The 14,816-nt window shown below is 41.9% G+C and carries 10 protein-coding genes, 1 tRNA gene and 2 riboswitches; of the genes, 5 read left to right on the top strand and 6 right to left on the bottom strand.

Annotated elements, in window-relative coordinates; genetic code table 11:
- Positions 1 to 63: 63 nt before the first annotated feature.
- Positions 64 to 138: transfer RNA gene (locus tag ACXIUD_RS00645), tRNA-Val, on the bottom strand.
- Between the two features lie 241 nt (positions 139 to 379).
- Between ACXIUD_RS00645 and ACXIUD_RS00640 the strand changes: the two genes are divergently transcribed.
- From ACXIUD_RS00640 to ACXIUD_RS00625, 4 genes are all read left to right on the top strand, one after another.
- The gene (locus ACXIUD_RS00640; protein WP_458050710.1) at positions 380 to 1,648 is read left to right on the top strand and encodes a M24 family metallopeptidase; all 1,269 of its coding nucleotides are present in this window, start codon (positions 380 to 382) and stop codon (positions 1,646 to 1,648) included.
- A gap of 141 nt (positions 1,649 to 1,789) precedes the next feature.
- Positions 1,790 to 2,923 carry a DEAD/DEAH box helicase gene (locus ACXIUD_RS00635; protein ID WP_458050709.1) on the top strand — a complete coding sequence of 378 codons (1,134 nt, stop codon included), beginning with the start codon at positions 1,790 to 1,792 and terminating at the stop codon, positions 2,921 to 2,923.
- 381 nt (positions 2,924 to 3,304) lie between these two features.
- A riboswitch (TPP riboswitch) is annotated at positions 3,305 to 3,401 on the top strand.
- 87 nt (positions 3,402 to 3,488) lie between these two features.
- Positions 3,489 to 4,421 (top strand): ABC transporter substrate-binding protein, encoded by a 933-nt coding sequence (locus ACXIUD_RS00630; protein ID WP_458050708.1) that lies wholly within the window; start codon positions 3,489 to 3,491, stop codon positions 4,419 to 4,421.
- A riboswitch (TPP riboswitch) is annotated at positions 4,422 to 4,520 on the top strand. It abuts the gene before it with no gap.
- A 34-nt stretch (positions 4,521 to 4,554) separates the two neighbouring features.
- A complete protein-coding gene (locus ACXIUD_RS00625; RefSeq protein WP_458050707.1) occupies positions 4,555 to 6,825 on the top strand; it encodes a TonB-dependent receptor in 2,271 nt (756 codons plus the stop codon).
- 143 nt (positions 6,826 to 6,968) lie between these two features.
- Here ACXIUD_RS00625 and ACXIUD_RS00620 read toward each other — a convergent pair whose 3' ends face one another.
- The 3 genes from ACXIUD_RS00620 to ACXIUD_RS00610 form a co-directional block, all read right to left on the bottom strand.
- On the bottom strand, positions 6,969 to 8,255 hold the full coding sequence (locus tag ACXIUD_RS00620; protein ID WP_458050706.1) for a sterol desaturase family protein: 1,287 nt from the start codon (positions 8,253 to 8,255) through the stop codon (positions 6,969 to 6,971).
- A gap of 234 nt (positions 8,256 to 8,489) precedes the next feature.
- A complete protein-coding gene (locus tag ACXIUD_RS00615; RefSeq protein ID WP_458050705.1) occupies positions 8,490 to 9,038 on the bottom strand; it encodes a hypothetical protein in 549 nt (182 codons plus the stop codon).
- A 22-nt stretch (positions 9,039 to 9,060) separates the two neighbouring features.
- Entirely contained in the window at positions 9,061 to 11,166 is a 2,106-nt protein-coding gene (locus tag ACXIUD_RS00610) for a penicillin acylase family protein (protein ID WP_458050704.1), read from the bottom strand.
- A 61-nt stretch (positions 11,167 to 11,227) separates the two neighbouring features.
- On the opposite strand from ACXIUD_RS00610, the gene ACXIUD_RS00605 reads away from it, so the two are divergent.
- Entirely contained in the window at positions 11,228 to 12,004 is a 777-nt protein-coding gene (locus ACXIUD_RS00605; RefSeq protein WP_458050703.1) for a hypothetical protein, read from the top strand.
- Between the two features lie 82 nt (positions 12,005 to 12,086).
- On the opposite strand, the gene ACXIUD_RS00600 is transcribed toward ACXIUD_RS00605, so the two are convergent.
- Both ACXIUD_RS00600 and ACXIUD_RS00595 read right to left on the bottom strand, forming a co-directional pair.
- Positions 12,087 to 13,334, bottom strand: coding sequence for an NAD(P)/FAD-dependent oxidoreductase (locus ACXIUD_RS00600; protein ID WP_458050702.1), 1,248 nt, complete (start codon positions 13,332 to 13,334; stop codon positions 12,087 to 12,089).
- 410 nt (positions 13,335 to 13,744) lie between these two features.
- Positions 13,745 to 14,785, bottom strand: a complete 1,041-nt coding sequence (locus ACXIUD_RS00595) for an RluA family pseudouridine synthase (protein WP_458050701.1) — start codon at positions 14,783 to 14,785, stop codon at positions 13,745 to 13,747.
- Positions 14,786 to 14,816: the final 31 nt, after the last annotated feature.

The raw sequence follows: 14,816 nt of genomic DNA, 5'->3' as shown, positions 1-14,816 counted from the left end.
ATTACCAACCTAACGAGTCTAACCTCTCACTTCTCGCTTCTCGCTTCTAAAAATCTAAAAAAGTGGAACTTGAGGGATTCGAACCCACGACCTCTGCCCTGTCAAGGCAGCGCTCTAAACCAACTGAGCTAAAGTTCCCTACAATAATTATTACTAATGGTCTTGGACTTTTGGATTCGAACCCACAACCTTCTCGACTCTTGTCGGGACGTTCAAAACCAACTGAGCTAAAGTTCCATTTGGGAATGCTAAATACGGGAAAGCGAGCAACAAATGCAATATCTTTTTGACTATTGATTTTTACCTTTTATGTAATTCAGTCATTGTAAAGCATTCAGATAGGACAGAATTATTTATTTTTCTGAAAAACGCCACCACCATGAAACTTAATCGAAGATCATTTGTCAAATGGGCATCTCTCACGCCAGCTTTGGCTTTGCCTGCTTTTGCCTGTTCCACTTCCGAAAATAAGGAATCTTCTTCATCATCCAGTAGTACAATTCAACCCTTGAATTTGGCGATTCAGCCAATCAGTAAAGAAGAGCGCTTGGCCAGAATAGCCAAGGCGCAGCAATTGATGCAAGAGCAAAAAATTGATGCACTGTTTTTGGAGCCGGGGACCAGTATGAAATATTTTCTGGATTTTGATTTTTTCCTATCTGAGCGAATGGTGGCTGCGGTTATTCCCGCGAAAGGAGACGTCTCCTATATCTGTCCGGGTTTTGAGCGGGATAAAGTGGAGGAGTTGGTGAAGTTTGGGAATCAGGTATTGACTTGGGAGGAACATGAAAGTCCCTATGCGCTGACTGCGAAGTTATTAAAGGATTTGGGTACGCCCAACCAAAAAGTTGCCATAGAAGAGCGTTGCCGTTTTTTTCTGTATGAAGGCATCAAAAATGAAACTGCCCGACTCAACTTTGTCAATGGTGACGGAGTCACTGCGGGTTGTCGGATGTACAAGTCTGCCGCCGAAATTGCCTTGATGCAAGCTGCCAATACGGCGACTATTGAAGCCTATAAAATTCTGTTTGACTCCTTGCAAGAAGGCATGAATCAATATGACTTCCGAGATATTGCTACTGATGCCCACAAGAAATTAGGCTTCAGCGGCTCTATCGGGGCTAATTTTGGTGAATGGTCAGCCTTTCCTCACGGAAGCAGCAAAACCCAAACCTTAAAGCAAGGCGATATTATCTTGGCTGATGGAGGTTGCACGGTGGAGGGGTACAAGTCCGATATCAGTCGAACGATTGTTTTTGGAGATTACACCGATAGACAAAAGCAAGTGTGGGATGTAGTAAAAGAAGCGCAAACAGCAGCTTTTGAAGTAGCTAAGCAGTCGGGTGCTACCTGCGAACAGATGGATGCGGCCGCAAGAGCAGTCATAGACCAAGCAGGTTTTGGGCCTGATTACAAGTACTTCTCCCACCGTCTAGGGCACGGGATCGGAATGGATGGGCACGAATGGACCAATCTGGTGAGAGGAAATACCACCCCTTTACAAGCGGGTATGTGTTTCAGCAACGAACCAGGAATTTATACTGTAGGGGAATTTGGGGTAAGGCTAGAGGATTGCTTCTACATGACTGAAAATGGACCTCAATACTTTACTCAACCTAGTCCCGCCATTGATCAACCATTTGCATAGATAATTTCTCAAATGTTCGCCATAAATGAACGAAGGCATAAAAAAATGAAAAAACTTAGTGCCTTCGTACCTTTATAGCATTACTCTCGGTATTAGCCTTCTTTTTAAAATCACTACATTTGTGAAAAAGTAAATCCACTCATGAATTTTTCCGAACTCGGTTTGTCGCCTGCCCTCGTTCAAGCCATCCAACAAGCTAATTACGAAGCCCCATATCCTATACAAGTAGAAACAATCCCGGCTATTCTTCAAAAAAGAGATGTGCTGGGCTTAGCACAAACGGGTTCAGGTAAAACCGCTGCCTATATGCTACCAATTCTAGAGGATTTGCAAGCGGTCGAGGTCCATAGAAGCAGGTCCATCCCCATTCTGGTGATTGTTCCTACTAGGGAATTGGCTGCTCAGGTAGAGGAGGTTATTCGATTATTTGGAAAGTATCTTCCAAGGAAAGTCAAAAGTATGGCTGTGTATGGAGGGGTATCGATCAATCCGCAGATGATGAACTTAAACGGGACGGATATTTTGGTGGCTACCCCTGGACGTCTCTTGGATCTGCTAGCAAAAAATGCCATCACCATCGATCGTTTAAGAACCTTAGTACTCGATGAAGCGGATAAGGTATTGAGTTTAGGTTTCAAGCTGGAGCTGGATGAGATTCTTTCCCGATTGCCGAAAAAGCGGCAAAACATCCTGTTTTCGGCGACTATGGACGAGACAGTCGAAGGTTTGATTGGGAAGTTGTTGAACAATCCTTTGAAGATTGAGATACAGTCAGAAGATGTCACGCCTGATTTAATTAATCAAACAGCCTATTTGATCACTCAAGAGAAAAAAGGGCCCTTGTTAAGACACCTTATTTCAGAAGGTAACTGGCAACAAGTATTGGTTTTTGCTTCATCTATTCGTACCGCGGATAATCTGACCACCAAACTTAATAAACATGGCATCCAAGCCATGGCATTTCATGGGGATAAGAGTCAGGGGGCACGTATGGAAGCATTGAAGCAATTCAAAGGAGGCAAGGTGCGTGTACTGGTAGCGACTGATTTGGCAGCAAGAGGAATTGATATTCAGGCCTTGCCTTATGTGGTCAACTTTGAGTTACCAAGATCCCCAAAAGACTACATCCACAGAATCGGTCGAACGGGTCGGGCAGGCATGGAAGGGGAAGCTATTACGCTTATTACCGAAGAAGATCAGCATCATTGGAAAGTGATTCAGAAAAAGATGAAGCGTTGGGTGGAAATGGTGGATGCGTTGAATCTTGATTTTTGAAAGCGGGGTCATATGTGAAATGATATCCAGCATCGTCTTATTTAAAGATTCCCACAAAACATTCATGCATTTTTCCTGATCAGGTTTAAATGCACACAAACTTTATTACACCTTATCGGGTATAAAAAATGCTGTAAAATTGAATTTTATACCCGTTCAGGTGCAATTTGAGTTGTACATGAACAGAAGCCGGTGAAGCAGATGACTTGAATATTAATTTCAGGCAATATTATGTATTCTTACTCTTCCATTCGGAGCCGTACAAAATTCACTTCATCATTGACATTTTCAAACATCCAAATTACGCCATCTCTGACAAAATGGAAGTTTGGTTGTTACCAAAGCTTGTAAACAAAAACAAAAGAGGTTTTATTTGCGTTTCGAAAGCGATAGGGGTGCCTTAATACAACGGGCTGAGATCATACCCTTAGACCTGATCCTGGTAATGCGGGCGTAGGAATAAATCATTAATTGATTGCTTGTAGGCTGCTGAGTGTTTTGGATTGTCTTTGAAAAAAGGCAGGTATATCACTTGGTTTGCGTGCAAGCGCTTAAAAAAAAACGTATGAAAAAATTTATCCTAGCATTGGATTGGACTGCCAATACCAATCACAGCGGCTTTTTTGTGGCCGCTCAACAAGGTTTCTATGCAGCGGAAGGACTAGATGTTCAGCTGCGTTCTACCTCGGTAGATAATTATGCACGTACGCCAGCCAGCCTTGTCGCGTCTAAAGAAGTGCACCTGGCGATGGCTCCTTCAGAAAGCGTGATCGCCTACCGTGCCAATCCTGAAAAACCCGCTTTGATGGCCATTGCCGCAGTTTTGCAACGGGATGCCAGTGCCATCGTAAGTCTGAAATCTTCGGGCTTGGATCGCATCAGCCAATTAGACGGCAAGGAATATGCGAGTTACAATGCCCGCTTTGAAGATCATATAGTCGCTGAAATGATCAAGACTGATGGCGGAAAAGGGGAACATATCAAGCTTGTTCCTGAAAAATTGGGCATTTGGAATACCCTCTTGGAAGGAAATGCAGCAGCAACTTGGGTATTTATGCCATGGGAAGGTGTCATGGCGCAAAAAAAACAAGTGGAATTGAATGCCTTTTACCTGAAGGATTTTGGTATTCCCTATGGCTATTCCCCTGTTTTGCTGGCACATCCTGAGCTCTTGGCAGAAGATCCGGAGGCTTACAAAAAATTCCTTCGAGCTAGTAGGAGAGGTTTTCAGTTAATCAAAGAAAACCCTCAATTGGCAGTAGATGCGCTTTATAAGCAAGAAAACTTGGAAGAATTAGCAGACAAAGATTTTTTGATCCAAAGCCAGGAAGCCATCAATCCTTATTATTTCGATGATGCAGGAAATTGGGGACTTATGCAGGAGGAGCGATGGTCCCAATTTATCCACTGGTTGAAAAGTAAAGAGCTGATTACTGCGGAAGAACTTATCAACCTCATGAAAGAACCAGTATTTACAAATTTCTATTTATCTAACTAATGCAGACAAAAGGGGTGCTTTTCCTCTAGGAAAGGCTGAGATCAAACCCGTATAACCTGATGCCGATAATGCGGCCGTAGGAACTGTACAGGAAAGAAGCCCCTGCTTCTAAAACCTAACAATTTTGTCATCCATGAAAAAACTACTCATGATTTGCCTTTGGGCACTTGTATCGAGTGCCCAAGCCCAGTTTTCCGTATCAGGAAAAGTTACCAATGAACAAAACGAGCCTCTTCCAGGGGCAAACGTGTTCATTTCATCCCTCGAATTGGGTGCTGTAGCCTCAATAGATGGCACCTATCAACTGAGTAATGTTCCCGCAGGAACGTATACGCTTGAAGTCAGTTTTATCGGTTACCAAACACAGCGACTTCTGATTAATTTGACCGAAAATCGTCAGTTAGACGTTACATTAGTGGAAACGGCTTTGCTTTCTGAAGCAGTGATGGTGAGGGCTATACGTGCTGATAAATTATCGCCAATCACACAAAAAACGGTGGATTATCAAGAGTTAAACGAAGTGTTCAACGGGCAAGATGGGGCATTTGTCTTGGAAACTTTGGCTCCAAGTATACAGGCAAATTCAGAGTCAGGTACACGCTTCACTAATTATGGCACCATGCGTATGCGAGGGATTGATCAACGAAGAATCAACATTACCCTCAATGGTGTTCCACTGAACGATATGATTGATCAGGGGGTGTTTTTTAGCAATTTCACCGATTTTACGAATAGCGTGGAGTCCATCCAAGTGCAACGAGGCGTTGGAACCAGTACCAATGGAACAGCTTCCTATGCGGGCAGTATTAGTTACGAATCTGTTCGCTTGAATGTGGATGCACCGGAAACCACCGTGTCCTTATTGGGAGGTAGTTTTAATACTTGGCAAGGGAGTGCCGAAGTTAAAACAGGCATTTTGCCCAACAAAATGGCTTTTTATTCTCGTGTCAGTATGACTTCTTCGGATGGATTCAGAGACCATAGTGGTACCGACTCGTATTCCTTCTTCTTCAGTGGAGGCTATTTTGGGGACAAAGATATCATTCGGTTTACAGGTTTCAATGGACGAACCAAAAGTCAACTCAGTTATATTCCTGTTCCAATTTCTCTAGCGAGAGAAAATCCACGGACCAATCTCAACTTTGAGGATGATCGGGATGATTTTGGACAATCTTTTGCGCAGCTGGAGCATATCCGAACTATTTCTAAAAACACGACACTGACCAGCAGCATTTATTATGGTGGGGCAGGAGGAGACTTTCCCTTCGGCTTTGTGGATGGGGAGCAGTTTGTGCAAATCAATTATCCGCTCTTCAACAATCATTACGGTGTCATGAGTAATCTGCAACATTCCAGTGATGCATGGGATCTTAGTGCTGGTGTACATGCCTATACCTTCCGCAGGAGAAACATTGAGCAGGTAGTACCAAACTTTGCTAATCCTTATTATCAAGATCGCTCAGTCAAAGACGAGTTTTCTGCATTTGCCAAAGCCTCCTATACCCATCAAAACTGGGTCTTTTTTGGGGACTTGCAAGCTCGATTTGTCAATCTTCAGTTGACGCCTGATACTCAGTTTTTGGGAGAAAATAGAACCATTCCCTTGTACAGCTGGCAGTTTTTGAATCCGAAAGTGGGATTGACTTATCAGCTGAATGCCCTTCAAAATGTGTATGGTTCCTTTGGTCGCACAGGCAGGGAACCCAATCGCTCAGATTTCTTAGGTGGTGTGCAGATTAATGCCGGTAACATTGATTTTCTCCAAGATCAAAATAACGTACGGGCAGAATTTGTCAATAATTACGAGTTAGGGTATCGCATAGCAACAAAAAAAGCCAATGCTCAACTCAACTTCTTTTACATGGATTTTGAAAATGAAATTGCACCTATTGGAGCATTTGTTGATCAGTTTTTCCTCCAGCTATTTGCCAATCAGGAGGATAGTTACCGTAGGGGAGTTGAAGTGGATTGGTCTACCAAGCTATCGGATAGATTCAGATTACTGGGTAACGCAACTTATATGCGTAGCATCATCAGTCGCTATCAGCCCGAAGGAAGTTCGGAAGTGTTTACCAATATCAGCACCCCTTTTAGTCCCGAGGTATTCCTAAATGCACGTGTGCAGTACAGCCCGATCAAAAATCTGCAAGTTGAATTTCATACGCGCTATGTAGGTGATTCATTTACTGAGTTGACCAATAATCCGGATTTTGTCCTGCCTGCCTATTGGGTCAACAATTTGCGTCTGTCCAAAAAGTTTGGAAAGCATTATACCTTTGATTTGGAGGTCAATAATTTGTTCAATGAATTGTATTTCACGGATGGTGCTCCGGTAGGAAATGAACTTGCCGTTTTCGCACAGGCCCCGCGTCATTTCTTTGGACGATTTACCGCAAGGTTTTAAAAATAAAAGCCGATGCTAGTACCATCAGATAAACAACTAGCATCGGCTTTTTGCCAATTCCACCATATGAGTTATAATTGTGAATTTAAGGGAATCGCTTGTAAGCTGATTATTCGTTAGAATTCTGATCTCTACATATAGGTTCAATTACTTGCAACCAACTCAGCGGGCTTCATAGCTAAGTCACCTTTTCTTTCTTTGGAAAGAATGAAAAAGGTCATCACCAATGAGATAGCCATGTATACTCCAATGATTAAGGTGGCTCCAGGGATGATTTCCTGTAATCCAAACCAACCTCCGTTCCAATAAATCAAACCTATGCCCATAGCAAATCGGATGATTTCGGCCGGAATGGCAATTTTCGATTTATCCATCAAACTGGTATAAGCAAATATCGATACCATCATAAAGGAGGCATACAACATCACTTCTAGATATTGAAAGCTAACAAATGCGATCAATACATGGAATACCATTGCAAAACTCACAATTAACTGAATCCAAGACCAAGTCTGTAAAGCTTTGGAAGGTTTACTATCGTATTTCACCTGTTCAAATGCATTTTTCCAATAAGCCCAAGGATATTTTTCCGCTACATCTGCCGGTCTCCATCCTGTTGGCATAAACCAAATTCTCAATTTATCCCAATAGCTTTTGGTTCTCCAAGCATCTTGAATCAAGGTCCACAAATGCACATAGTTGATGATCAATGGATTCCATGTATTTACTGGTTTTTTCACACCGTAGACAGGAGGTTCTTCTTCTAATTCTTCCTGAAAAGTTCCAAAGAGTTTATCCCAAATGATGAAAATCTGAGCTAAATTTTTGTCCAAATAAATATCATTGATGGCATGATGTACTCGGTGATGACTAGGTGTTACTAGGATGTATTCCAAAAAACCCATTTTATCAATCAGACGGGTATGGTACCAAAACTGGGCAAATAGATGGATTGGAGCTATAATGGCTACAACTTGTGCCGGCACTCCAATAAACGCCATCGGGATATATAGGAAGAAGTAAATCCCAAAAATCGCTGATACCGATTGCCGCAGGGCGCAACTGAGATTAAACTCCTCACTGCTATGATGGACGATGTGACGATTCCAAAAAGCATTGATGGTATGGTCGAATCGATGTGTCCAATAGCCTGCAAAATCAATTCCTATAAATGCAATGACATACACCCACCAGGTACTCTCAATCTCAAAAAGCGCTACTTTGTCTACCATCCAACCATACGAAACGATGACCACGGATAATCCCATCAAGTTTTTGAGTGTATTGGTCATTCCTGAACTTAGACTGGAAATGGTGTCCATACCTATGTTCACTTGTTTTTTCATGCGGCGTGCAGCAAACTCCTCAATAATGATTAATATCAAGAAGAAAGGTACTGCAAAGGATAAAGCTTTGGCGTAAAGTTCCATTTGGGTTTATTTTCAGACTAATCAGCTGTAATTTAAGATTGTTTTTTTCTCAGGTCAAGTAAAAAATAAAATAGAGGGGTTAAAAAGTGTAAGTTAAACAAGCCCCTCCATTAATGTTATAAAAACTGTATTTCAAAAAGTTGCTTAATCACCCGTTACAAACTTACACAAGTTAGCAACATAAAAAAATACCCTGATCAGGGTATTTTTTGGGTAAAATTCAACTTTTTTCTTTTAATCATCCTTTCCAGTACCCTTGAAATAGTCGTCTTTGTCTGCAAATAGGACGTTGAAGGTAGTTAGAGAGCCATAAGATCGAGTAATGTATTGTTGCATCTGCACCCTATCTTCATCATCCAGCTTGGGATGATTGTTGATGTTTTGCTCCAATACCCGCAATCGCTCCCGGACCATGACAATTTTATGGAAGAATGTTTTAATGGGAATTTCCTTATTGCTCATTTCAGGGTTGAAAGGATTGAGCGTGATGGTTCCATTGATCCATTTTTGAGCCATGGTAACTTTGGGTACTTCTTCTTTTGGCTGATTTTTTTTGATGACATTTTCTACGGCTTTTTCGATGTCACTCAAAGTGATCGGTTGAAATTCCGCTTCTTTTTTTTCAATCAACTCAAAATTTGGGAAGTCTCGGGCAATTGTTTTTACTTCTCCCGTGTAGTTAAAATAGATTTTGTAGTAAGAGGCATCCGATTCCACCACTACTCCTTTTCCAAATTTCGGATGCCTGATTTGGCTTCCGATTCCTAGTTCCATTGCTGCCATAAGTGTATGTATTTAAATGATTTTATTGTTTCTTAGGTTCATAAATTCGTTGGGCGGATTTCATAACTTCTGACTTATCAAGTGTCATAGGCTTGAGTTTTTGCCGGACAAAAAGCCCCATTTGATCTGCATAGTGAGGACTATCCTCCTGATTCGATGCACCGTAAGCATTAACAGTTTCTACCTGAGGAAGTCCTTTGCCAAATCTGACCATCATAATGTATGATTCACCTTGATCTCCTTTTCTTACCTTTTCATTGAGGGGCTCCGAACGCATGGCTGAGATGACATCTGGTAATCCGAATAATGGCATTTCCTGATTGCCACGAACCAATTTCTGGTAATCTCCCAAAGTGACTGGATACTGCTCAAATGAAGTTAGGAAAAAATTCTGAGCAGACTCAATTGCCAAAACAGCTTCTTCCTCCGTGAGGGTACGCTTGGGATCTAAGTTCAATTCAAGGGTTCTGTCGCGCAAAAAGTAATAGATGTAAGCAAAGTAAGCAGCCCCCACACTGTTGGTATTTGCTGTACGATCCCAAGATTGGATGGCTTGGATACTTTTTGAGATGGATGGAAACTTTTCAGCCTTTAATTTGAATAGCGGATTCACATTCATTTCATACAGAAGACTGTCTGGTAAAGTTTTATCAAACTTGATGGTTTTGAAAGTTTCGTAAGACATACTTAGTTGGTCTTTTAATAAGCTCGCAAGCCTAACCGAACGATTGTTATCAGTTAAAAGATAGCCCATTTGCGGGTCAAAGGATGATGGGGCTAGTTGCGACATTTCATCTGTGGCTTTGAAGGGACTATGATTAGTGTTAAACAGGTAGCCTGAAGCAGGATTGATTTGTTGAGGTAATGCACGGAATGGATGATAGGAGTCCCATAATTTATCCCTGCTGTCGCCAAGTAGTGTTTTACTGTAATCAAAGGCAGGATTTCTTTTGGGCAGTAATGCATTGCTGACATAATAAATTGTATCGTATTTGTCTGCATATACGGTATTGAATCCTGGCAAGGCCATTTGGTCCATGGCTGCCTGAAACTCAGTGAAATTTCTGGCCTTATTCATATGATACCATTGTTCGGGCGCTGTAATGATTTCAAGAGCACCTGTTTTGATGCTAAATACGCCATGATCAGTAACCAGTGTAGGGCCATAGATGCTTTTCCAGACTTTTTTGGGAATAGGAACTGTAATTATGTCCCATAATTTAACCTTCAACCACACTCGTTTTTCATCCAAAAGGAGGTACTCTCCATCCACTTCGTAGTGCAGCTTTTTACTTGGATGCATTTTTAGCTGAAACACATCCAGTTTGTCGGGGTAGTTGACGGTATGCGCCCAGCCTAGATGCTCATTGATTCCATGAAAGATTGTCAAGCCGCCGGGGAAAAGTCCACCCAAGGCATTCCAGCCCTCTTCCGAACAAAGATGTGCTTCATACCATGCTACCGGACCTGTAAGTGGTTGATGAGAATTGACGGCTAAGAACGCTTCTCCTGTATCTGTCATCCTTGGATGAATGGCAATCGCATTGGAACCGGCGGCAGGGTCTTTCACTTCGGGTAGATCTACAGTTCCATTGACTATTTTTTTCACTGCTTCATCTGCGCCTGACATTTGTGCCAGAGAAAGAATATATGCAGAGATGATGTCAGTTTCGGAGACAGGAAAAGCCTCAGGAAGTAAGATCCGCTCCGGATAAGCTAGAGCAAAGTCATTCATAGCAGCTAGATAAGCTCTGACCAAGGCCTTGAATTCAGGAGAAAAATCAGTATCGTATTTGCTTGAAGCGATCGTTCGGGTCTCTAAGAGGTGCACAAAGTAATCTACTGCAGCACCATTTTCTCCAAAAACTCTTCCCACCATGGCTTTTCCTGCCAAGAGTGTTTGTTGAATGGTCTCAAAATCATCTTCTGCATGCGCCCAAGCTAGGCCATAGGCTACATCTGCATCAGTTTTTCCAAAAATATGAGGAACCCCATAGGTATCCCTTACAATTTGAATGTTGCTTGTATCGTATCCGGATTGCTCGTAGGATAGTGGAGTACATGAGTGGAGTAATCCTATAAAAACCAGCAAAAGGAAATAGGTGGAAAGTGGGTGTATTCGTAGCATTCGTAAAAGTTTTCGTTTATTTTGAGAAAAATAAGCAAACCAACCAAAAGTTGATAGTCCTATGGAAAAAACTTTTCACTTTGAGATGAAGCCTAAGACGAGTGCCTTTGACAGGCTTCGGCTGCTATTTGAAGAGCAGGTAACTGTGTTGACCATAGCTGAGAACTTATGGATTTTTTCCAAGGAACATTATAAAGAGCAAATGGAGCAGATGAATTTTCATGCGGCATTTGTAATAGATGAGGGCACTTACTGGAAGTTTGACGATGGGGACTTGGAACTTTCCCCTGTTACTGAAAGCGATTGGATGGATTTGAATACTCCCTTGCTGTTAGCTTTTCGAATGATCTTGCAGCAGCGCAGATATTTTATCAAAAATGAAGAAGGTGAACCTGCTTACATTGTGACGCGCACGGATTTAGATAAGATAGCTATGAGAATTGGACTTTTCGGGCTGATTAGTCTCTTTGAAACCCACATGAAAGACCTCATTCGAAAACATGTGCCCAGTTGGGAAGATGCGATTTCAGAAAACAGATTGAGCCAGGCCCGAAGTTTATACGAATGGAAGAAAGCACGAAAAGAGGAAATTGATTTGGTTCAGTGTCTACAGTTTGGAGATTTGGGTACTGTATTCAGTAAGCAACAGCGATTCAAGGTGTTTTTCCCAGATTACAGTAGAGACCGATGGGTGGATATGCTCAATGCACTTGGCAAGCTTCGAGATGCATTAGCTCATTCACAAGCCCATTTGGGATTTTCATGGGAAGAAATTGATGAAATGATCATCTTTATCCGAGGGATTATTGATCGGGAGGAGATAAGTTTTACCGGTTAAAGTACTGAAAAACAGTTGTTTTCAGTCAATGTTTCATTTATTGTAATGGAAATTACAGTAATTTCCATTACAGTATTGAGTATTAAAACCTCCCCACCTCAAAAGCTTTCAAGTCCATAGGACTTACGTGGCCTTGATGCAAATCAGATAAAATTTTACCTGTGGCGGGGGCCATGCTGATGCCCATCATACCATGGCCTGTTCCAAACCAAGCATTCTCATAGCCCGGCGCCTGCCCAATGTAAGGGACTCCATCAGGAGAACAAGGGCGAAGCCCTTTCCAAATTTGTTCTTTTTCGGGGAATTCCGCTTGAAACCCTGGATAAAAACGGTTGATGGATTCAAAAATACCTTTCACTCGGTTCATGTTGATCCGCTCATCTGTTCCGGCAATTTCCATCGTTCCTCCAAAACGTACCTTGGAAGCGTAGGGGCTGACAGCTACTTTCATTTCGGTTAGAATGGAGGCTTGCTTGATTTCAGGGGTGTTATCTTGCATGAAACTGTAGCCTTTGCCACCCATCATGGGCAACTTAAAACCTAGCATCTGAGCCAACGATGCAGACCAAGCACCTGCACAAAACATAAATTTTTCTCCCTCAATCGCTCCTTGGGAGGTAATAATGGCGTTGATTTTTCCACCTTTCTGTTCAAATCCCAATACCTCTTGATTGTTGTAGAAGGCGACTCCTTTTGACTCCAAGTATTTCTTGAGGAATTGATACAGCGCCGCAGGGGATAAGTGTGCATCTCCTGGGAAAAGTATTGCTCCTCTGGCTTTCACCTCGAGATTAGGTTCAATCGTGGAAATGTCTTTTGGACTTAAAATTTCAGCTTCCAGTCCATGTTTTCGGGCCAAATGGGCAAATTCAATTTCCTCTTTTTCCACCTCCGCTGTTTGATAAAGCATCATCAAGCCTTTTTCCTCCAGTTGCAACTCGGCGGAAGCTTGATGCTCCAATCTGAAATCCTGATACAAGGATTTACTGAGCAAGCTGATGTTTTTCAAGAAAGGAATGGAGCGCTCCACATGTGCTGCATTGGCAGAACGGTAAAAAAGCCATGACCACTCCAGGAGTTTACGGTCTAGTTTTGGATGGATATAAAATGGGCTTTTGGAGGAAAACATCCAGGCTATCCCTTTGCTAATCATACCGGGAGCGGCCAGAGGGATAATATGACTTGGAACGATCATACCTGCATTTCCCGTAGAGGTGGTGTCCTGCATGTCTCCCTTATCAATGATAATGGATGGAATCCCTGATTTTTCTAAGTAGTAAGCTGTAAATAAGCCTATTATTCCTCCTCCGATAATGATGGTTGGCTTCATGGGGTATGTCAGATTAACTTTGAAAAGTACATATTTTTTCAGCAATTTTTGCCTGAAAAATGATGAGCGCTCAAGAGCTTGTAAATAGTGTGAAAAAGTCTAGACATAAAAAAAGCCGTGAAATAGAATTTCACAGCTTTAGTCAATTAACAATAAACCCAAAATAACCTGCTATGGAAGAAGGAAACGATCCTTCGGTTAACCTGCCATCATTCCACAGTATCTCGCTTTTGATGTTACAAAGTTAATGCCGAATCCAATATTTTGGAAATATTGAAAAATATTAGATGAAAATTTACAGTATTTTTAATTTTATGGGCTATAATTTTTTTGTTTGCTATCTGTAATCGATTGCGGATACTTGTATTTTGAAAACTTGGCAACTGTTTTTGAGTTTCCTGCGCTCCGTTTTATTCATTATGCTGCACATATTGCTCCCATTTTTCCAAAACTGTCTGAAAATCTGACGGTAAAGGGCTTTCAAAATACAGTTTTTCTTTGGTGATCGGATGAATAAACCCAAGAGACATGGCGTGTAAGGCCTGTCTTGGTAATGCATCGAAGCAGTTTTGAACAAAAGACTTGTATTTGGAGAATTGGGTGCCTTTTCTGATTTTATCACCCCCATACATGGCATCATTGAAAAGGGGATGGCCTAAAAATTTCATGTGTGCACGGATTTGGTGGGTTCGTCCTGTTTCGAGATTGCACTGCAGCAAAGAAACATATCGTAAGCGTTTCAATACTTTCCAATGGGTGATAGCATTTTTGCCTTGACTGCCATCAGGATATGCGTCCATTACCTTACGATCTTTGGCACTTCGGCCCACATGTGCATCTACTGTTCCTTCATCGTCTGCTGGTTCTCCCCACACAAGCGCCAAGTAGGTGCGCTCAATAGTATGGTGAAAAAACTGATGAGCCAAGTCCGTCATAGCAGCCTCAGATTTAGCTATAACCAATAATCCAGAGGTATCCTTATCAATCCGATGAACAAGCCCTGGTCTGCCCGAATTCCCGGGTAAAGTAGGTAATTGATTGAAGTGATAGACCAAGGCATTCACCAGAGTACCCGTCCAATTTCCTTGAGCAGGGTGAACAACCATACCCGCTGGCTTATTGACAACCATTAAGTGGTCATCTTCAAATAAAGTATCGAGTGTAATATTCTCTGGAATGACCGTAGTATCCCGGGGAGGTTTTTCAAATAATACCTTGATCTCATCCAAGGGCTTGATTTTGTAATTGGCCTTGGTGGGCTGTCCGTTGACTAAGATGTTTTCATTGTCAATGGCTGTCTGAACCTTATTTCTGGTGGCATTAGCCACTTTCTCAGTTAAGAATTTATCGATGCGAGTAGCTTGTTGGCCTTTATCTACTACAAAGGTATAGTGTTCGAATAGCTCTAACTCGTCTTCTTCTTGGTTTTCCCCGTCAAAAATTTCTTCCATCTTGCAAAAATAGGGTCATTTCCCAAGATTT

The sequence above is a fragment of the Mongoliitalea sp. genome (genome assembly GCF_054166905.1).
Note: the sequence above shows the minus strand (reverse complement) of the source record. Positions and strands in the feature narration are given on the sequence as shown.

What these genes read in the sequence shown, in the direction of transcription:
- ACXIUD_RS00620 (WP_458050706.1), bottom strand. Translation starts at nt 8,255, where the DNA reads ATGGAACTTTACGCCAAAGCTTTATCCTTTGCAGTACCTTTCTTCTTG.
- ACXIUD_RS00605 (WP_458050703.1), top strand. Translation starts at nt 11,228, where the DNA reads ATGGAAAAAACTTTTCACTTTGAGATGAAGCCTAAGACGAGTGCCTTT.
- ACXIUD_RS00640 (WP_458050710.1), top strand. Translation starts at nt 380, where the DNA reads ATGAAACTTAATCGAAGATCATTTGTCAAATGGGCATCTCTCACGCCA.
- ACXIUD_RS00610 (WP_458050704.1), bottom strand. Translation starts at nt 11,166, where the DNA reads ATGCTACGAATACACCCACTTTCCACCTATTTCCTTTTGCTGGTTTTT.
- ACXIUD_RS00615 (WP_458050705.1), bottom strand. Translation starts at nt 9,038, where the DNA reads ATGGCAGCAATGGAACTAGGAATCGGAAGCCAAATCAGGCATCCGAAA.
- ACXIUD_RS00600 (WP_458050702.1), bottom strand. Translation starts at nt 13,334, where the DNA reads ATGAAGCCAACCATCATTATCGGAGGAGGAATAATAGGCTTATTTACA.
- ACXIUD_RS00635 (WP_458050709.1), top strand. Translation starts at nt 1,790, where the DNA reads ATGAATTTTTCCGAACTCGGTTTGTCGCCTGCCCTCGTTCAAGCCATC.
- ACXIUD_RS00595 (WP_458050701.1), bottom strand. Translation starts at nt 14,785, where the DNA reads ATGGAAGAAATTTTTGACGGGGAAAACCAAGAAGAAGACGAGTTAGAG.
- ACXIUD_RS00625 (WP_458050707.1), top strand. Translation starts at nt 4,555, where the DNA reads ATGAAAAAACTACTCATGATTTGCCTTTGGGCACTTGTATCGAGTGCC.
- ACXIUD_RS00630 (WP_458050708.1), top strand. Translation starts at nt 3,489, where the DNA reads ATGAAAAAATTTATCCTAGCATTGGATTGGACTGCCAATACCAATCAC.